Here is a 19,497-nt window from a genome sequence, read left to right as displayed (position 1 = left end):
CGGATGAGAAAAATTAACCATTAAAAGCCAGAAAATTCTGTAATAAACGAGCACCGACAGCACCAGAACGTTCAGGGTGGAACTGTGCGCCCAGCTTATTGCCTTTGCCAATGACTGCGGCAAAATCACTGCCGTAGTTACAGCGGGCTAAGGTGCTGTCAGACGGTGCTACCGCAAAACTATGGACAAAATACAGATAATCTTTTTCACCTATGCCTTTAAGCAGAGGGTGATTTTGTGCACTCTCTTCCACTTGCAAAGTATTCCAGCCCATATGAGGCAAACGTAAATCACCGACTTGCATGCGTTTGACCTGACCTGGTATTAAACCTAAGCAGTCGACATCCCCTTCTTCACTGCGGTCGGTCAGCAACTGCATACCCAAGCAAATGCCCAAAAGCGGCTGCTCTGCCTGTTGTAAGGTGGCAATTAAATCGCGATCCCGTAAGTTCGCCATCGCCTGACGGGCAGCGCCCACACCCGGCACTAACAAACGGCTGGCGTTTTTAATCACGCTTAGATCGCGGCTGACTTTGGCATCCACACCCAGGCGCTGAAAGGCACAATACACAGAGCTGATATTGGCGCAGCCAGTATCTACAATCACTAGCGACATTAAAGCACTCCTTTACTGCTCGGCAGTGCTTCACCTGATACTTTAATGGCCTGACCTAAAGCTCTGCCAAAGGCTTTAAATAAACCTTCCACCATATGGTGTTTATTGCCAGGGCTGACCGATAAGTGCAGCGTCATCAGCATGGCATCACTTAAAGAGCGGAAGAAGTGGTGCACCATCTCAAGGTTCATGGTGCCAACAGCACCCTGGCCTAAATCGGCATCAAACTTCAGCAGCGGCCGGCCGGATAAATCCAGCACACATTCAGCGCGGCATTCATCCATAGGCAAGACAAAACCAAAGCGGGTAATACCTTTTTTATTGCCCAGCGCTTGTTTTAACGCCTGCCCTAAAGCCAGGGCTGTATCTTCCACGCTGTGGTGATCGTCAATGTGTAAGTCGCCTTTCACTTTTAACTGCAGGCTAAAACCACCGTGGGTGGCAATTTGATCCAGCATATGGTCAAAAAAGCCGACGCCGGTTTCAATGACATTGCCGCCTTGCTGGTCTAAATCGACGTTCACCTGAATATCAGTTTCGCGGGTCACACGATTGACGCTGCCTTTACGACCTTTGCTTAACAGCTGTTTAGTGATTTCTTTCCAGCCTAAGGTATCGCGGTCGTAACGGAAGGACGGCAGGCCCATATTTTCAGCCAGTTGCACGTCTGTTAAACGGTCGCCAATGACAAAAGAGTTGGTGAAATCCACTTTACCTTGTTGTAGATAATCCTTCACTAAACCCAGCTTTGGCTTGCGGCAGCTACAGTTGTCTTGATCAAAATGTGGACAAATTAAAATATCGTCAAAACGAATGCCCTGTGAATTCAGCAGTTGCATCATTTTTTCCTGCGGCGCATCAAAAGTATCACGCGGGAAACTGTTGGTGCCCAGGCCATCCTGATTGGTGACCATCACCAATGAATAACCAGCGGCCTGCAGCTTTAATAATGAAGGCACCAGATCAGGCTCGTACGCCAGTTTTTCCAGTGAATCCAGTTGTTTATCTACCGGAGGTTCTTCCACCATAGTGCCGTCACGGTCAATAAATAAAATAGCTTTGGCACTCATAAAGACTCCTGTTTTTCTGTAGTTGTTGTGGTGGAATAAGACGACATAATCTGTTGTAACTGCGCCATTTCATCTGGCGAACCTATCGATACCCGCACCACCTGACCTAAACCCAACTGACTGGATTGGTTACGGATAAGTACACCTTGCTCTGCAATAAAATTCACCAGTGCAGCTGCATCAGGCACGGCCAAGAGCACATAGTTGGCCTTCGATGGATAGACACGGCTTACATAACTCAGAGTCCTGGCAAAAGCGCTGAAGTTGTCGCGTAAGCTATTGATTTGCTCAACAGTGGTGCGCATTTTTTGCTGGCCTTGGCTTGATAACGCCAACACTGCAATTTCAGCCACAGGAGCTGGCACAGGGTAGGGCGCAATCATCTGGCGCAGTGCTGCAATGATTGAGGGTTCAGCCAAAGTAAAACCACAACGCAAACCTGCCAACGCAAAAGCTTTAGATAAAGTACGCAGCACCACTAAGTTGCTGTATTGATTTAATAAACCAGCCACAGAGGCTTCTGGCGCAAACTCAATATAAGCTTCGTCAACCACTACTAAGGCTTTGTCTTTATAAAACTCCAGCACATCGACAATTTGCTGGCGAGGTATTAAATCGCCTGTTGGGTTATTAGGGCTACAAATAAACACCAGTTTTACATTGGCTTTTTGCGCAAATAAGGTCGGCAGATCCAAGGTCAACTCTTGGGTTAAAGGCACTATATTGACATCCACCAGCTGGCTTTCAGCGCTGATTTTGTACATGCCATAAGTTGGCGGGCAAATGCTGATGGCATCCTGACCTGGTTCACAGAAGCTACGAATAAGAAGCTCAATGCCTTCGTCCGCACCACGGCTGGTCAGTACCTGATTGGTTTCTACGCCAGCATAAGCTGCATAAGCGCTGATTAAATCTTTTGGCTGACAATCCGGGTATCTGTTGTATTGGCCTGACAGTGTATAGTCTGTTGCCATAGAGTTTTCGTTGGCATTCAGCCAGACCGAACCGCCACTCATACTTAAGCGGGCTGAAGCATAAGGCACCAGTTGTTGCACTTTTTGCCTGGCTAAAGAACTGATACGGCTCATTGACGATTTTCCTCTGAAATTTGTGCTGAAAGCTCTAACTCTGCTAAACGAAATGAAACCGCATTGGCGTGTGCATCCAAACCTTCGGCTTTAGCCAGCTTGACAATAGTGGGGCCTAAATCCCGCATGCCAGCTGCTGTTAAGGTTTGCACTGTGTAACGGCGATAAAAATCGGCCAGGCTTAAACTGCTGTGATTACGGCTGTAGCCATAAGTGGGCAGTACGTGGTTAGTACCACTGGCATAATCCCCTGCCGATTCAGGCGTGTAAGGGCCAACAAAAATACTGGCAGCGTTAGTCAGTTTGCCAAGCAAAGCCTGATCATCAGCCGTCTGAATAATTAAGTGTTCAGGCGCGTATTGATTGCTCACTTGTGCCGCTGTCGCTAAATCCGGCGTTAAAATCAGTCTGCTGTTGGCAAGCGCCTTTTTAGCAATTTCAGCTCGTGGTAATAAAGCAGTCTGACGTTTTAACTCACTAATAGTATTAACCAGTAAAGCTTCAGAAGGGCTTACCAACACCACTTGTGAGTCTGGGCCGTGTTCGGCCTGGGATAATAAATCTGCTGCCACAAAGACTGGATTGGCGTTGTCGTCGGCAATCACCAGCACTTCAGAAGGGCCTGCAGGCATATCAATAGCGGCACCTCGGGCATCCTGACTGACTTGCTGTTTAGCTTCGGTGACAAATCGGTTGCCTGGGCCAAAAATTTTATCCACTTTGCCGATGCTTTCAGTGCCATAGGCCAAAGCAGCCACAGCTTGAGCGCCACCTAAGGTATAAATTTCAGTGATGCCACAGAGTGATGCTGCATACACAATTTCAGCAGCAATATCACCTGCTTCAGGCTGACCCGGAGGTGTGACTAACACCACTCGGCGACAACCGGCCAGTTGAGCAGGTACACCTAACATCAATACAGTCGAAGGCAAAGGTGCGCTGCCGCCAGGTACATACAAACCCACCTGATCCAAAGCGCTGTAATTAAGCTCACAGATCACACCGGGCTGAGTTTCAATGCGGATATTTTGTGGCAACTGAGCCGCATGAAAGGTGCGGATATTACGATACGCAATCTGAATGGCGGTTTTTAGCTCATCGGATAAAGAGGCGATTAAGTTTTGTTGCAGATCCTCTGCCAAGCGCAAAGGGTTGCTTTGCAGCTTGTCGAATTCGCGGCTAAAACGCAGTAAAGCGGCATCGCCTTCAGTGCGCACAGCACGGATAATGTCCCGCACTTTTTGTTTTAAGCTGTCGGATTCCTGCTGCAGCGGGCGCTCTAGTAAAGCCTGCTGCGCAGTTTTATCCAGTTGTTGCCAGTTGCTGATCTGAAACTGCATGCCTTACTCCATCATCTTTTCAATGGGTAATACAAGAATAGAGCTGGCACCTAAGCCTTTGAGTTGCTCCATGGTTTCCCAGAACAAAGTTTCGCTGCTGACCACATGCAAAGCCACTAAATCGTCATTGCCAGCCAGTGGCAATAAAGTTGGATTTTCGGCACCTGGCAGCAGAGCTATCACTTCCTGTAAACGAGCTCGTGGCGCGTGCAACATAATGTATTTGCTTTCATTGGCCTGCATCACGCCCTGAATTCGTGGCATCAGTTTTTTAATCAGTTTCAGCTGTTTCTCATCTGCTAAATCACGACGCTGAATAAGTACTGCTTTGGATCGGTAGATCACTTCCACTTCTTTTAAACCATTGGCTTCCAGGGTGGCACCAGTGGAGACTAAATCACAAATGGCGTCGGCTAAACCGGCGCGTGGTGCCACTTCGACTGAGCCTTTTAAATTGACGATACGGCAATTGACACCCTTTTGTTTTAAATAGCGATTCAGTAAACGTGGGTAAGTGGTGGCAATAGTGCGGCCTTCTAAATCTTTGATGGATTTATAGTCTTCTTCTTGCGGCACAGCGATAGATAAGCGGCAGCCACCAAAGTCCAGACGGGCCAACACAGTGTAATCGTAAGTTTCGTTGTCCATTTGGCGCTGCAGTGATACTTCTTCCAGTACGTTTTCGCCAACAAAACCTAAATCACAAACACCGTCCATCACTAAACCCGGAATATCGTCATCACGTACCCGCAGCAAATCGACATCCATATTTTCTACATGGGCGATCAGGCGCTGTTCACGTAAGTTGATCTTTAAACCGCAGCTGGTTAACAGGGCCTGAGAGTCTTGCGACAAGCGGCCTGATTTCTGAATGGCGATACGTAATCTGTCTGTATTTACTGTCATGTTATTTATTACCTTGTAAAATCGTAAAACAAAAACCCCGGGATTTTAGCCCCGGGGTTCAGTTGGAATTTGTTTTCACTTTTCCACCAGAGGCTGGTTATAACCTAGCCTCCAATGTCAACACGGACCGGCTAGTCGGATAAATGATGGTGATGATGCCAGTGGATGTTGATAATCATGGAAAGTGACTCCTCGTTAAGATGTATACAAGCTAACGGCTTTTTGTCATTCAGGCAACTGAAATTTTTGTTTCTCTGCTCTTTTATTAAATGCGTGGAGTGTTGTTAAGTTGTTGTATTTAGTTGCTTATTTGTTTTTATGTACAGTTTTTAACGATAAAAAATGAATAAATTATAAGAATAAGACTCTAACCGTTGGGTTGAAAATTAATCAGGTTGTATAGATAAAGTTATTTGTTTCACTGCCGATAACAGGGCAGAGGAGGGGTTTATGGACGTATTGTTTCCCTATTTGTACCGACCACCAGGCACGCCGGCTGAACAAGCCAGGCCTATGATCGCGCCTGTGTTTAAAGATGCCAAAATCAGTGCTTATGAAAAAGAAGAAAAACGTTTTCTGATTTTACTCAAAGATCAGCAAAAAAAACGTCAGGACAGACGCCGCTCTGACGATTATCCGGCTGCACCTGAAACCACACCTGAAGAAGAGCAGCATGTGGATGATGAAGGACACTTAGATATTTTTGTCTAGCCAAGGCATAATAGCGCAAATTCTTGCCAGGTCTTGTTTATGCTTTTGTCTGCTGTTTCATCTTTCATCTCTTTCTTGTTTTTTTGCTTATGTTAAAACAAGTGCAGCAGGCTTTTGCCGAACAAGGCGCTTTATCTAAAGCTATTGACGGTTTTAAGGCCCGTGAACCACAAAAGCTGATGGCAGCTTCTGTGACTAAGTCTATTGAAAACGGCAATGCGTTATTGGTAGAGGCTGGTACTGGTACAGGTAAAACTTACGCCTATTTAGTACCGGCTTTGTTATCAGGTAAAAAAGTTATTTTATCCACTGGTACTAAAAACCTGCAGGAACAGCTGTATTTCCGTGATTTACCTACAGTACTCAAAGCCCTCGCCTTGCCGGTCGATACGTCTTTACTCAAAGGCCGTTCCAACTATTTATGTTTATTTCGTTTAGATCAGCATTACCAGCATGTGCCAACCGCAGATGCGGCTGTGATTAACGATTTAAGCCTGATCAAAAAGTGGTCCAACGAAACCCAAAGTGGCGATATAGGCGAGCTGACTTATATAGCGGAAGACTCCAAAGCTTTACCTCTGGTTACCAGCACCACAGATAACTGTCTCGGCAAAGACTGTCCTTCTTACGAAGACTGTTATCTGCTAAAAGCCCGTAAAAAGGCGATGCAGGCCGATTTAGTGGTAGTGAACCACCATCTGTTTTTTGCCGATATGGCGCTGAAAGACACAGGTTTTGGTGAGCTGCTGCCCAATATGGATGTGGTGATCTTTGATGAAGCCCACCAAATTCCGGATATCGCCAGTGAATATTTTGGCGAAACCTTATCCAGCCGCACTTTGCTGGAACTCTGTAAAGAGCTGGAACTGATTTGTAAAACTGAACTGCGTGATCATCCGCAGCTAAGCAAAACAGCAGACAAGCTGGCGACTTTGGTGCGGGACTGGCGACTGTTATGGTCAGACGAACCTGAACGGGGTAACTGGCGTGACAGCAGCAAAAGGCCTGATGTACAACTGGCGTTAACCCGGGTGTCTGAAGCTATGGGCATGTTGTATCAGGTGCTTAAAGGCAGTTTAGGCCGCAACGAAGTGGTAGATCACTGTTTTGAGCGGCTGGCTTTAGCTAAAACTCAGCTGGAGAAGCTACAGGATGTCAGTAAAACCGGTGTCAGTTTTTGGTATGAAACCACCAGGCAACATATCAGTCTGCATTTAACACCTTTAAGTATCGCTGATAAATTCCGTGAACTGGTATTTGCAGAAAAACGCAGCTGGATTTTTACCTCAGCGACTTTGTCAGTGGATCAGGGCTTTGCCCACTATATTGAGCAAATGGGTTTGCAACAGGCTGACACCTTGTTACTCGACAGCCCTTTTGATTATGAACAACAGGCCATGTTGCTGGTGCCTCGTTATTTACCTGAGCCCAATGATGCCCGTATGGGCAAAGCATTGCTAAAATTGGCAGTGCCTTTAATTGAAGCCAATCAGGGCCGCTGTTTTTTCCTCTTTACCAGTCACAGAATGCTGCAATGGATGGCGAACGAGTTGCCACAGCATTTGTCTTTGCCTGTGCTGGTGCAGGGCACCACCAGTAAACGATTATTGCTGGAACAATTTGTTGAAACCAAACATGCGGTATTGCTTGGAACCGGCAGCTTTTGGGAAGGTGTTGATGTACGGGGCGATACCCTAAGCTGCGTTATTATCGACAAACTGCCTTTTGCATCACCTGACGACCCTTTGTTGCAGGCCCGTAATGAAGATTGTCAGATGAAAGGGTTGGACCCTTTTGCTTTAGTGCAATTGCCACAAGCCGTTATCACCTTAAAGCAGGGGGTTGGCCGTTTAATCCGCGACGTGTCTGATCGGGGTGTTTTAGTTATTTGTGATAACAGATTAGTCACCCGGCCTTATGGGGCGGTATTCTTAAAAAGCTTACCCCCTATGCGCCGTAGCCGCGATTTGCAGGCTGCGGTAAAGTTTTTAGAAGATTTACCTAAGTAATATACTCTTCGTACTTGAAGCTGCAGCTTTGTTGCCTGCGTGCTCTCGCCCCAGTCACATAGGACTACTATGCTCCTGGGGTCTCACGCACTTGTCGCCTCCCTGCAATTCCAATTACTTTGAGTAGATAACCAAAAATGTAAAAAGGAGTAGCCTGTTGAAATTACTGGCATTAGATACCTCAACCGAAGCATGTTCAGTGGCTTTAACTGTCGATGGCAACATTTGGACTTTGGACGAGGTTTGCCCACAGCAACACAGCAAACGCATTTTGCCTATGGTGCAACAGCTATTGTCTGAAGCTGGTTTAACTTTGCAGCAACTGGATGGTCTGGTATTTGGCAAAGGCCCAGGCAGTTTCACCGGTGTGCGTATAGGGGTTGGCGTATGTCAGGGCCTGGCTTTTGGCGCTGATTTACCCGTTTATGGTGTATCGACGCTTGCTGCTATGGCGCAAGCCGCGCACAGATTACATCAGGCCCATCAGGTGGTTGCTGCCATAGATGCACGGATGAATGAAGTCTATCTGGCCAGTTTTCAGCTGGGTGAGCAGGGTTTAATGCAGGCGCTAAGCACTGAGGTTGCAGCTAAACCAACCGCCTTACCTGGCCCTGTATTGAAAGGCCATATTTGTGCTGTTGGGACTGGCTGGCAAACCTATCCACAACAGTTGGAAGACTGGCACAAAACTGGCAATACTGGATCTGAAGATCTTGCTGTGGTTCATCATAGTCCTGTGATTCTGTACCCTTCAGCGCAGGATATGTTGAGTCTGGCGGCAATTCCGTTCCGGCAGGGGCAGTTTATTGCCGCCGAACTGGCAGAACCGACTTATGTGCGCGATGAGGTCACCTGGCAGAAGTTGCCCGGGAGGTAAACCCGGCGATATTGACTTTGAATTCAGGACGGGCGGGGGAAAGCCCAGCCCCTACCCTATTAAAATGGTAGGGTATGAAGATTAATAAAAGCGACTTGGCGAAATTTTTTGCTAAGTTATACTGGCACTAAAGCAAGGCGAACTTTGAGCAGTTATGACAATAGCCGTAAGTCGTGATGTACCCCAAAGCCCTAATGTTGGGCTGGTATTTCAGGGCAATAAAACCAAAGCCGTTGAGGCTGAACAGCAAAGCAAAACCACACTGGCGCCATCGGGTTCCGGTGTGCGTGTTGACGCTGAAGCTTTGTCTGTGCTGGACGAGCAGGAAGCACAAAAACGCACTATGTACGACCAGCCAAAACAACGTAATCAACAGGCCTTAGATGCCTACGAAATGTTTGCCAATCAGGATAAACGCGAAAAAGTTCAGCAAATGTTTAGTCTGGACCTGTACGCTTAAGTCTAAATTCCTCTCTGAAGAAATTAGTTCAAAATTCATAACCACAAAACCGATGAAAGTATTTTCATTGTGCTTTATGCTGTCTTTCTAATGAAAAATGGATGGCGCTGATGTTTGACAGCAAAGTATTTCGATTGTGGTTTATTGCTGCTTTAGTGGTTTGGGTTGTGCTTTTTAGCCAGTTTAATCAACTCAATTTTTTAATTGAACATTGGTATTATCCGGCCATTATGGTTGCCGGTGCTTTTGTGGCAGGTGTAACTCCCGAAGGCGGAGGAGCTGTCGCTTTCCCGGTGCTGAATATTTTCCTCAATATAGACCGCACTATGGCGCGGGATTTTAGCCTGATGATCCAAAGTATTGGCATGACCAGCGCCAGTATTTTTATCTTAAGTCATAAGGCAAATCAGCTTAAAACCTATAAACTTTTATTGCTGTTTATCCCTGTTGCTTTTGTTGGTTTCGTTTTGGGCATGCAACTGCTGCAACAACTGCCAGTGTATATAATGCAAGCGCTGTTTTTAAGCCTGATCACCAGCTTTGCTGTGGTTTACAGCTTTGGCAAACACAGGGGCAGCAAAGCCACTTTAGATCTGAATAAACCGCTGGATTTTGTGTTGTTGCTGCTGATGCTACTGGCAGGTGGTATGTGTGCCAGTTTGTTTGGCACGGGCGCCGATATCATTTTGTACACTTTGCTGGTCACCCGTTTTCGGATGCAGGAAAAAGTGGCCACTCATATGAGTATTATGCTGATGGCTGCTATCAGTGTGTTGGGCTACGCCTACAGGCATTTTGTTGATCAGGGTATAACCGGCTATCAGGTGCAAACCTGGTTATGTGCTTACCCTGTGGTATTACTGATGGCGCCTTTGGGGGCTTATGTGCTGCATCGTATTAATAAAGAAATTATGTTGTATTCCATAGCTGTACTAAATATTGCTCAGTTGCTGTATTTCCTCTGTTATAACCCTTCGGTGGACAAGCTGATTTGGGCTTCCGTATTTACATTGTTACTCTCTACTGGCTTTGTGCTGTTGATCCGTAGCCTGAGCCGTCAGACACAAATGGTTGATCAGTCGCAGCTTGCTGTGTCGCACTAAAGGATCCAAAAACAGCTTCTGCGCGTATAAACAAGCATCCAATTCAGGAGTTTGTGTATATGGCTCGTTATTGTTTAATTACAGGTGCCAGTTCAGGCTTAGGTCGCGAGCTTGCTATCCAATATGCTGATGCTGGCTGGCAAGTGATAGCTGTGGCCCGTTCAGTCAATGCCTTGAACGAGTTGCATCAACAACACAAGGGTATTCATGCTTTTCCGCTAGATTTAACCGACACACAGTTGTTGTCTGCTGCTATAGATCAGCTTGCACAACAAATTCCGGCGCTGGATTTAGTGATCCTCAACGCAGGCAGCTGCGATTATGTGGATGTCTCCAATCTTCCTTTGGATGTATTTGACCGGACTATGGCGCTGAATTTTCAGTCTGTGGTTGCAGCGGTCAAATTACTCATGCCTTTATTGCAGAAATCAACAGAAGGTACTTTGGCTGTGGTCAGCAGCCTTGCCCATCTGTTTCCTTTTACCAAAGCCCAGGCTTACGGAGCCAGTAAAGCAGCCTTAAGCTATTTTGCTGACAGCTTAAGAGTGGATTTAACTGATTCCGGCATTCGGGTATGTCTGATTGAACCTGGTTTTGTTGATACGCCTTTAACGCAAAAAAATGATTTTAAAATGCCTTTTCTGTTGCAGGTATCAGATGCGGCAGGCCGTATTCGCAAAGGGCTTGATACACATCAGCTGCGCATTCGTTTCCCGAAACGTTTGGTATTTAGCCTGCATTTACTGAATCTGCTGCCTTATTCGTTGCGCTGTAAAGTTGCAGCCGGGATGCGTCAACCATGAAGGCAATGAACTGGCCAGTTTTAATAGGCTTTAAATTAAGTTGGTTTGCTTTGGTATTGTTCCAGAACCTATTGGTGATCCCGGTATTGTTGTTTGTGTTCTGGTCTTTGTGGCGTTGCAGCCAATCTGAGCGGTTAATCTGGTTAGTTCTTGCCGCTGTGGGTATAAGCCTCGATTCTGTATTGCAGTACAGCGGTGTTTTGAGTTTTAACGGTGCTGCCTGGTTGCCACTCTGGATGTTGGTACTTTGGCTGGTGTTTAGTCTGGTGGTGGTGAAGGTGTTTTCTGTTTATTTGCAAAAGTACTGGTTAGCGGCACTTATTGCTGCTGTCTCTGGTCCAATGGCTTATCTGGGCGGGGCTGCATTAAGTGGTCAGATGCAGGTCAGCCATACAACTGAAGCTTACATAGCGCTGGCGTTGTGTTGGGCCTGTTTTGGTGTGTTATCCGGATGGAGCAGAAGATTTTATGCGTAAGATTTTATTGATGACTGCCTTTTTTTGCAGTTTAAGTGCACAGGCTATTCCTGGTGATGTCAAATTGCTGGGGCAGGGCCAGTTCAGTTATTTATTCTGGGATTTGTACCAGGCTCAACTTTATACTGCAGATGGCAGCTGGAATGGTTATCAACAAAGCTCACCTATGGTATTAAAACTGACCTATCAGCGCAAAATAAGCAAAGATGACTTTATAGAGGCTACTATGGATCAGTGGGCGCATTTGCAAGGCAAGCTTTCTGCACAACACAAAGAGTGGGCCGGCCAGTTAGATACTCTCTGGACCGATGTGAAAAAAGGTGACCAGTTAAGTTGTGTGTTATTGCCAGATGGCACAGTGCAGTTTTACTTTAACGAAAAGCTATTGGGTGATGTCACAGATCCTGCTTTTGGTCCGGCCTTTTTAGATATCTGGTTGTCCGATAAAACATCGGCGCCTAAATTAAGAAAGCAATTGCTGCAGCTTTAACATCAAGCCGGAGCCTGTGTCGACAAATATCCTGAAAAAAAACGCCAACCACAGCTTGTTACAGCCTGGATGCTCCGTCATGAAAGTTGGTTCAGGCATTAACTCTTATCTGCTAATTTAGTTTATGTTGTTTTTCATTTTGTTTACATCTGGTTTCGGTCCCGGAACTCTATCTTATTGTTTTTGTTTATTTATTGATCTCCCTGTACGCAGCTATGTAAATGGTTTTTTTTAGATTGTCATTAATAAACAATGAGATAGGTTTTATTTATTCTTTTTTTATCGCCCTGTGCACTACGGACTGAACGTATGTTTTATGCACACCCCCCTATGGTGTTGATTTTTATCATAAATTTAACACTTGTGTTTTTTGCGGCAGACGCCAATTAACCTGAGCTTTTGTTCTATAAAAGCGGTTGACCCCGGCAAAATATAACCATTATTATCCGCCGCCGTTTTGGGATAGCCCCAAATCAGGCGTGTTGTAACTTCAGTCAACGCCAATGTTGATTGCCGTAAAAAACAGAGTCACTACGCAGTGGCCCAGGGAGAAAAAATGTTTGTAAGTAGTAAGTTGTCAAAAGCAGTTAGTTTAGCAGTAGCTTTTGGCGCTGTGTCAGGCGTCACTTTTTCCGGTTCGGTACAGGCTCAGGAAACTGATAGTGTTGAACGTATTCAGGTTACAGGTTCAAGTATCAAACGTACTGATTTTGAGGGAGCATTGCCAGTTCAGACTATTGACCGTGCAGCGATAGACCGTTCAGGTCTGGCGACAGCGGGTGATTTAATTCAGTCTATTCCGTCTATGCAAGGTTTCACTACAGATGGCGATTCTGTAGGTGGCGGTGGTGGTGGTATGAAAACCGCTTCTTTACGTGGTCTGGGTGCTGAGTACACGCTAGTTTTAATTAATGGTCGCAGAATGGCACCTCGTGGTTCAGGTTCAACTATCGATCTGAACTCTATTCCTTTAGCTGCTATTGAGCGTGTTGAAGTACTGACAGACGGCGCATCTGCTCTGTACGGCTCTGACGCTATTGCCGGTGTTGTTAACTTCATTACCAAAGACGATGCTCAGGGTGTGAATCTTTCTGCCCGTTACAACAAGCCACAAGAGAAAAACGGTACCAGCGATAATTTCTCAATCACTGGTGGTTTAGGTGACTTTGACGCTGATGGTTACAATGTATTGTTATCCTACAGCCGCGATTCTCAGGAACAGCTGAAAGCTACAGACCGTGATTTTTCTAAATCAGGTATTATCCCGTTCAGCCTGAATAACAAAGACTATTACTACGTTTCAGGTTCAGCGAATGCTATCCCAGGAAATGCCCGTTATTACTATACGGATGCTGCGACTGGCACCACTAAAGACGTTACTTTTAACCCTTATGAGAAACAAAACGGCACTTGTGCACCTGACAACTTTAAATCTTCAACTGTGTGTCAGTACGACTTCACAACTACTATAGAAATTTTGCCAGAAAGCAAACGTGATTCACTGATGTTGGGCACTGATATTGCAATTAACGATGATACAAAGTTTTTTGCAGATGTGATGTACTCTGATTTCTCTCAGACCACCCGTATAGCACCAAATGCTACAGGTTTCTTTCCTATTGCTATCGACTCAGCTTTAGCTCAGCAATATGTAGTGCCTTACATTGATCCTGCTCATTTAGATTCAGTCACTACAGTGCAGGCGCAATGGCGTGCATTACCACTGGGTGGCCGTGCAACTGAGTGGAACACCAAGTCAACTCATATAGTAACTGGTGTTGAAGGTGTGGTTGATACTATTGACTACTCAGCCGCTTTTACCTATTCAAAAAATGATACGGATGAAAACGTTGCTGGTGGCTATCCGGATCGTCAGAAGTTCATGACGGCAGTACGCTCAGGACTGGTGAACGTGTTTGAAACTCCGGATAAGATCAGTGCAGAAGGCCTGAAAGCATTGCAGGACTCTCAATACTTTGGTAACTGGAGCAACGATACCACTGAAGTGAAAGGCTTTGATATCAAAGCTTCAACACCGGTGTATGAATTACCAGCAGGTGATGTATACATTGGTACAGGCGTTGAGTTCCGTAATACAGAGTTTGTCAGTACTTTGGCTGATGCGAACAGAAACAATCTGTTATTAGGCGGAAATCCAAGTGCAGAATATGACTTAAGCCGTGATAACTACGGTGGTTTTGTTGAGGTCATAGTTCCGGCTCTTGAAAATCTGGAACTGACAGGTGCTGTTCGTTATGACAACATAGGTGAAGTGACTTCTGATTTTGTCTACAACGCCAATGGCGTTGCTGCTCCTGGCAGTTACAAAGTAAACGATTCAATGAATGACACTACCTATAAGCTGGCGCTGCGTTACAACGCCACAGAAGACTTGTTACTGCGTGCTTCAACAGGCACAGGTTTCAAGGCTCCTTCTATGCTTGCTCTGGCTGAACCTAAAGTTGAATTCGGTGTAACAAGCAGCCCTTATGTATGTCCATTTGCCGGTACTACAGATCCATTGGCAGCTTTATGCAGTGCTTCCCCTCAGCAGTTGCAGGCCTTTCGTCAGGGCAATGCCGCATTAAAACCTGAAGAATCTAAGCAATACACTGTAGGTTTTGTCTACGCACCTGACAATAACTTCAGCTTCAGTATGGATTACTGGAATATTGAACTGACCAACCTGGTGACTTCAGTCACTGAGTCTCAGATCGTGAATAACCCGGTGCGTTACCGTGATCTGTTCACTACTAAAGTGAATCAGGCTACTGGTCAGGAAGAGCTGGCTGTTATTTTTGCCAGCGTTAACGTAGGTCAGTCTAAAAATTCTGGTATCGATTGGGATTTAACGGTAGGCAACGACTTATCTTTTGGTCGTTTAAGCACTACTTTAGCTGGTACTTATGTGCTGGATAGCGAATACACTCGTCCTGGTACTACAGACGATTGGATCAGCAGCTTAGGCCGTTTTGGAGATGACAATGCAGTTGTATTCAGAACTGTAGCTAAATTCATCAATACTTTAACTCATGGTGATTTTGCTCACAGTGCAACGCTGAGCTATCGCAGTGGTTATCAGGATCAGGCACAGTATGCCTCCAGCGACTATGTTCGTTTAGGTTCTGTGAACGGTGAAGGTGTGGATATTCAACTGAGTGTTCCTTCATACGCCACTATTAACTACCAGACGAAGTATCAGGCTATGGATGCTCTGGGTGTGACTTTTGGTATCAATAACCTGGCAGATCGTGCACCTCCATTATCTTTACGTTCAGGTGGTGCTGGTCACCAGGTGGGTTTCGACCCTCGTTATACTGACGTTTATGGCCGTACTTTCTATTTAGGTCTGGACTACAAGTTCATGTAATCTGAAGAAATGTGAAGGGAACAGAGCGAAAGTACCAGTTCTGTTTCCCTGACAAACTAAAAACCCCACTGCACGCAGTGGGGTTTTGTTTTTGAGTTTCATTTACCAGAGTGAAGTGTGGTTTACTTTTTCTGTTGAATAAACTCAATCAGCTTTGCTGCTATTTCAGTATTGTCCTGAAAGCCAGCGAATTTTAGTTTGTCTGCGCCATAAGCCAATACTGGCACATCTGCTGCTGTATGACCGCTGCTGGTCCAGCCTGTGGAAGAATGGCGGTCTATACGCTGTTTTACGGCAACAGCTAAGGTTTTTTGCCCTTCAGCACGGGCTTTGCTCAAGAGTTGCTGTTCGTCTGAATTCAGCTCCAGACCCGTTAAACCTAACCAGGCCTGATAAAACACCTTGTCATCTTTTAATGCAAGCAACTGACCTGCGATGTATTCACCTGTGTGTTTTACCTTTTTAACTACATCCCTTTTCCAGCTGTAGTTGCCATTGGCACCTAAAGATAAACCACCGGTTTCATGGTCAGCTGTGATCACTAATAAAGTATCAGGGTGAGCGTCGACATAAGCTTTTGCTACCTTAATGGCTTCGGCAAAGTCGTGCATTTCAGCCATAGCACAGGCGATATCATTGGCATGACCACACCAGTCAATCTGACTGCCTTCAATCATCACCACAAAACCTTTTTCAGCAGGGGACAATAGCTCCAGTGCTTTTTCTGTCATTTGTTTTAATGGCAGAGGTTCCGGATTATCTAAAGCACTGACAAAACCTTTAGGTGCAAACAAACCTAAAGCGGGCAGCTTATTAAGTGATTTTAACTCTGTCCAGTTGTCTGTGTACTGGTAACCTGCTTGTTTAAACTCTTCCACCAAATTGCGGTCTTCACGGATAAAATAGCTGGTACCGCCACCAAGCATTAAGTCAGCCACAATGCGTCCATCTACTTTATTGTCGATGTAGTCATCTGCAATCTGGTTGTAGTTGTTTCGGCTGGGATCATGCGCCAAAAAACCGGCAGGTGTAGCGTGATTAATCTGGGCTGTCACGACGACACCAGTTTGCATGCCCTTGGCTTTGGCTATTTCCATCATAGTAGTCAGCGACTTATGGTCGTGGTCTACCGCTATAGCGCCGTTGTAGGTTTTATGTGTGCTGGATAAAGCGGTAGCAGCGGCTGCTGAGTCCGTCACTACTGTGTCGTCGTCAGGATAAGTGCTGGCGTTACCCACCCATAGCTCATCAAATACGGTAGATTCCACGGCTTTGGTGTCCGGGTTATCCATGTAATAGCGATAAGCAGCTAAATAAGCTGGGCCCATACCGTCACCAATCATATAAATAATGTTTTTTGGTGCGGCAATTGCAGTAGTCGAAGCACAAGCAAGACAAGCGATACTGATTAAACTAAGTTTTTTTAACATAAGAAGGCTCTGTAGATGGCAGGAATCAGGTATTACCAAAGTCTGTAGGTAAGGTTATCTTACGTCAGTGACCAATTTATGACAAAACTGTAAATGCAAAAAGTGCGACCAACAGCCGTAAAAGCAGGACTGACAGGTGTTAAAACAAAACTTCGGATATAAGTGTTGCAGAGCTGATCACCCATGGCTTAGAGTAAGAATGGAACTAAAGCTGCTACACCTTATCTAACAGGCCGTGTAGTTAACGAGGTTAAGAAGTCATGAGTAAGAAGTTTGTTGCTGTTGCTTTGAGTCTGATGATTCTGGCAGGGTGCGCCAGTTATCCCGAACAAGTCCGCATAGCGGATAATGTAGCATTAACCAGCTATGAAAATGCTGCCCAACAAAATGTCGACTTTGGCACGGCCAGATGGAGTGGTGTGATTGCGCAAGTGAGCAATAAAGCCGATAAAACCCGCCTTGAAGTAGTGTATTTCCCATCCGGAACCAACGGACGTCCTGCGGTTTCCGATCAAACCAAAGGCCGTTTTGTCGCCTATATCAAAGGTTTCTTAGATCCTATGGTGTATCAGCCAGGAAAGTCAGTCACAGTGCTGGGTGAGTTGAGCCGTTCTGAAACCGGAAAAGTGGACGAATATGAATACCGTTATCCTGTAATCAAAGACGCAACAGTATATGTGTGGCCTAAACAGGAAGAGCGGATTGAAGTGATTGAAACCTGGCCTATGATGCGCCCTTACCCTTACTACTGGGGCTATGGCCCGGGGATACGTGTCCGTACTATTACAAAACAACAATCGACAACACAAGGCCCAGTTCATGTTGACAATAATAAACAGAATAAAGTGCAACCTTAATCTAGTGCTGCTTGGTGCGGCGTTTTGTAGCGTCGCAGCTGTAGCTGAAACACCTTCTGCTCCTGACTTAACGGCTTTAGTAGAGCACTCATTTCGTAGTGAAGAAGATAAAGCCAGAAATCAGTACCGACATCCGGTAGAAACACTGACCTTTTTTGGCATAAAGCCAAGCATGTCTGTGCTGGAAATCTGGCCAGCCCGTGGTTGGTATACAGATATTCTGGCGCCCTACTTAAAAGATCAGGGGAAGCTGACTATTGCTAACTTTCGGGTTGATGACGGCACCATGCAGGATGACAGAAAAATTTTCTGGAGTCGTATCAGTGAAAAATTTAGCCAGCGTATTCTGAAACACAAAGAGCACTTTGGTTCAGTAGAACAAACGGAATTTGACCCACCAGGTTATATGTTTCTGGGTTTAACCCAGCAATACGATATGGTACTGAGTTTCCGCAATGCTCACATCTGGAATGAGCAGGGGTATTTGCTGGACGTGTTTCGTGCTGTATTTGATGTACTCAAACCAGGTGGTGTATTTGGTATAGTCGAGCACAGAGCCAGTCGGGTGTCTGAAATCTCCAGCTCAGCTGTTGAAGGCTATCTGGATGAATCTTATGTGATTGCAGTGGCAGAACATGCTGGTTTTAAACTGCAGGCTAAATCTGAAGTGAATGCGAATCCAAAAGACACCAAAGATTATCCTAAAGGTGTGTACGCTTTACCTCCCACTTTAGCTATGGGCACAGTGGATCGCGAAAAATACCTGGCCATTGGTGAAAGTGATCGAATGACCTTAAAGTTTGTGAAGGCCACCAGCGAATAATGTCAGCGCTGATTTTTTCCTTGCCAGCTATGTCTTTAGCTGGCTGGCAGCAAGGCCCGGCATCAGCACGAGTGACTTTATGCCTGCATGGCTGGCTGGATAATGCCGACAGTTTTTTACCCCTCTCTGTTTTTCTGCCAGAACTGAATCTGGTAGCTATAGATTTACCCGGGCATGGCAAGTCACAGCACCGCAGCCTGGATGCTCATTATCATTTTCTGGATTGGATCTATGATGTGGCTACTTTGATTAAAACTCAGGGCTGGCAACAGGTTGATGTCATAGGCCATTCGATGGGCGGCATGATAGGTTCGGTGCTCGCTGCTGTGATGCCACAGATGGTACACAAGCTTGTGCTGATTGACAGTATAGGCCTGGTCACAGGTGAAGCCAGCAACACGGCACAACAAGTACGAACCGCTATAAATCACAGATGGCAAAGCCCACATAAACAAAAACCTGTGTATACCGATCTGCAAAGTGCGGCAGTGGCCAGACAAAATCAAAGTGATTTTGATATCAACTGTGCATTAGTTCTTGCTAAGCGGGGTACAGAAGCCTGCACTGGCGGGTTGACCTGGTCTGCAGATATGCGTTTACGTGAATCTTCTGCTTATCGTTTAGTGCAAAGTCAGGCTAAAGAATTGCTAAAGGATATTCAATGCCCTGTGTTGGCTGTTCTGGCTAAAGATGGTTTGGATATGATGCAAAAGGCCAGGCAAGAGTATCAGCATTGTTATCCGAAGCTGGAGCTGATTGAGCTGCAAGGGGGCCACCATTGCCATATGATGCAACCAAAAACAACAGCGGACGCAATTCGTCAATTTTTACTGTCCTGATCGTTTTTTATGCTCTGCAATCCTGCAGAGCACCCTTACGGGCCAGCTAAAGCTGTTAAAAATCGTTCCTGACGATTTTTTATGCTCTGCAATCCTGCAGAGCACCCTTAGGGGCCAGCTAAAGCTGTTAAAAATCGTTCCTGACGATTTTTTATGCTCTGCAATCCTGCAGAGCACCCTTACGGGCCAGCTAAAGCTGTTAAAAATCGTTCCTGACGATTTTTTATGC

The 19,497-nt window shown here is 45.7% G+C and carries 18 protein-coding genes; 12 read left to right on the top strand and 6 right to left on the bottom strand.

Translation table 11 applies throughout. The annotated features are described in order from the left end of the window. Positions 1–13: 13 nt before the first annotated feature. From hisH to hisG, 5 genes are read right to left on the bottom strand one after another with little or no spacing between them, the layout of a single operon-like run. The gene (gene hisH / locus RHEIN_RS18985; RefSeq protein WP_008900603.1) at positions 14–616 is read right to left on the bottom strand and encodes an imidazole glycerol phosphate synthase subunit HisH; all 603 of its coding nucleotides are present in this window, start codon (positions 614–616) and stop codon (positions 14–16) included. Continuing rightward, positions 616–1,686: a bifunctional histidinol-phosphatase/imidazoleglycerol-phosphate dehydratase HisB gene (hisB, locus tag RHEIN_RS18980; protein WP_008900602.1), complete on the bottom strand. Its 1,071-nt coding sequence runs from the start codon at positions 1,684–1,686 to the stop codon at positions 616–618. Before hisB ends, hisH begins: the two co-directional genes overlap by 1 nt. Continuing rightward, positions 1,683–2,774, bottom strand: coding sequence for a histidinol-phosphate transaminase (hisC, locus tag RHEIN_RS18975; RefSeq protein WP_008900601.1), 1,092 nt, complete (start codon positions 2,772–2,774; stop codon positions 1,683–1,685). The genes hisB and hisC overlap by 4 nt, the downstream gene beginning before the upstream one ends. Next, positions 2,771–4,114: a histidinol dehydrogenase gene (hisD, locus tag RHEIN_RS18970; protein ID WP_008900600.1), complete on the bottom strand. Its 1,344-nt coding sequence runs from the start codon at positions 4,112–4,114 to the stop codon at positions 2,771–2,773. Before hisD ends, hisC begins: the two co-directional genes overlap by 4 nt. A 3-nt stretch (positions 4,115–4,117) precedes the next feature. Continuing rightward, a complete protein-coding gene (gene hisG / locus RHEIN_RS18965; protein WP_008900599.1) occupies positions 4,118–5,020 on the bottom strand; it encodes an ATP phosphoribosyltransferase in 903 nt (300 codons plus the stop codon). Between the two features lie 450 nt (positions 5,021–5,470). On the opposite strand from hisG, the gene RHEIN_RS18960 reads away from it, so the two are divergent. The 9 genes from RHEIN_RS18960 to RHEIN_RS18920 all read left to right on the top strand — a co-directional run bounded on the left by RHEIN_RS18960 (position 5,471) and on the right by RHEIN_RS18920 (position 15,319). Then, positions 5,471–5,731, top strand: coding sequence for a hypothetical protein (locus tag RHEIN_RS18960; protein ID WP_008900598.1), 261 nt, complete (start codon positions 5,471–5,473; stop codon positions 5,729–5,731). Positions 5,732–5,820: 89 nt separating this feature from the next. After that, positions 5,821–7,740 carry an ATP-dependent DNA helicase gene (locus RHEIN_RS18955; protein WP_008900597.1) on the top strand — a complete coding sequence of 640 codons (1,920 nt, stop codon included), beginning with the start codon at positions 5,821–5,823 and terminating at the stop codon, positions 7,738–7,740. Positions 7,741–7,897: 157 nt separating this feature from the next. Beyond that, a complete protein-coding gene (gene tsaB, locus RHEIN_RS18950) occupies positions 7,898–8,617 on the top strand; it encodes a tRNA (adenosine(37)-N6)-threonylcarbamoyltransferase complex dimerization subunit type 1 TsaB (RefSeq protein ID WP_008900596.1) in 720 nt (239 codons plus the stop codon). A gap of 154 nt (positions 8,618–8,771) precedes the next feature. Next, entirely contained in the window at positions 8,772–9,077 is a 306-nt protein-coding gene (locus tag RHEIN_RS18945) for a hypothetical protein (RefSeq protein WP_008900595.1), read from the top strand. Between the two features lie 101 nt (positions 9,078–9,178). Continuing rightward, positions 9,179–10,180: a sulfite exporter TauE/SafE family protein gene (locus RHEIN_RS18940; protein ID WP_202797844.1), complete on the top strand. Its 1,002-nt coding sequence runs from the start codon at positions 9,179–9,181 to the stop codon at positions 10,178–10,180. A 59-nt stretch (positions 10,181–10,239) separates the two neighbouring features. Then, on the top strand, positions 10,240–10,983 hold the full coding sequence (locus RHEIN_RS18935; protein WP_008900593.1) for an SDR family NAD(P)-dependent oxidoreductase: 744 nt from the start codon (positions 10,240–10,242) through the stop codon (positions 10,981–10,983). 5 nt (positions 10,984–10,988) lie between these two features. Then, positions 10,989–11,459: a DUF2878 domain-containing protein gene (locus RHEIN_RS18930; protein ID WP_158005500.1), complete on the top strand. Its 471-nt coding sequence runs from the start codon at positions 10,989–10,991 to the stop codon at positions 11,457–11,459. Further along, a complete protein-coding gene (locus RHEIN_RS18925; RefSeq protein ID WP_008900591.1) occupies positions 11,452–11,949 on the top strand; it encodes a chalcone isomerase family protein in 498 nt (165 codons plus the stop codon). The genes RHEIN_RS18930 and RHEIN_RS18925 overlap by 8 nt, the downstream gene beginning before the upstream one ends. A gap of 556 nt (positions 11,950–12,505) precedes the next feature. Then, positions 12,506–15,319, top strand: coding sequence for a TonB-dependent receptor (locus RHEIN_RS18920; RefSeq protein ID WP_008900590.1), 2,814 nt, complete (start codon positions 12,506–12,508; stop codon positions 15,317–15,319). Between the two features lie 122 nt (positions 15,320–15,441). Here RHEIN_RS18920 and RHEIN_RS18915 read toward each other — a convergent pair whose 3' ends face one another. After that, entirely contained in the window at positions 15,442–16,749 is a 1,308-nt protein-coding gene (locus RHEIN_RS18915) for an alkaline phosphatase (RefSeq protein ID WP_008900589.1), read from the bottom strand. A 260-nt stretch (positions 16,750–17,009) separates the two neighbouring features. Between RHEIN_RS18915 and RHEIN_RS18910 the strand changes: the two genes are divergently transcribed. Genes RHEIN_RS18910 through RHEIN_RS18900 form a run of 3 tightly spaced genes read left to right on the top strand, consistent with a single transcriptional unit; the run spans position 17,010 to position 19,268 of the window. Next, on the top strand, positions 17,010–17,606 hold the full coding sequence (locus tag RHEIN_RS18910) for a Slp family lipoprotein (RefSeq protein WP_008900588.1): 597 nt from the start codon (positions 17,010–17,012) through the stop codon (positions 17,604–17,606). After that, on the top strand, positions 17,569–18,429 hold the full coding sequence (locus RHEIN_RS18905) for a class I SAM-dependent methyltransferase (protein WP_008900587.1): 861 nt from the start codon (positions 17,569–17,571) through the stop codon (positions 18,427–18,429). The genes RHEIN_RS18910 and RHEIN_RS18905 overlap by 38 nt, the downstream gene beginning before the upstream one ends. Continuing rightward, entirely contained in the window at positions 18,429–19,268 is an 840-nt protein-coding gene (locus tag RHEIN_RS18900) for an alpha/beta fold hydrolase (protein ID WP_008900586.1), read from the top strand. The genes RHEIN_RS18905 and RHEIN_RS18900 overlap by 1 nt, the downstream gene beginning before the upstream one ends. Positions 19,269–19,497: the final 229 nt, after the last annotated feature.

It is taken from the genome of Rheinheimera sp. A13L, from assembly GCF_000217935.1.
Classification (GTDB): Bacteria; Pseudomonadota; Gammaproteobacteria; order Enterobacterales; family Alteromonadaceae; genus Pararheinheimera.
Note: the sequence above shows the minus strand (reverse complement) of the source record. Positions and strands in the feature narration are given on the sequence as shown.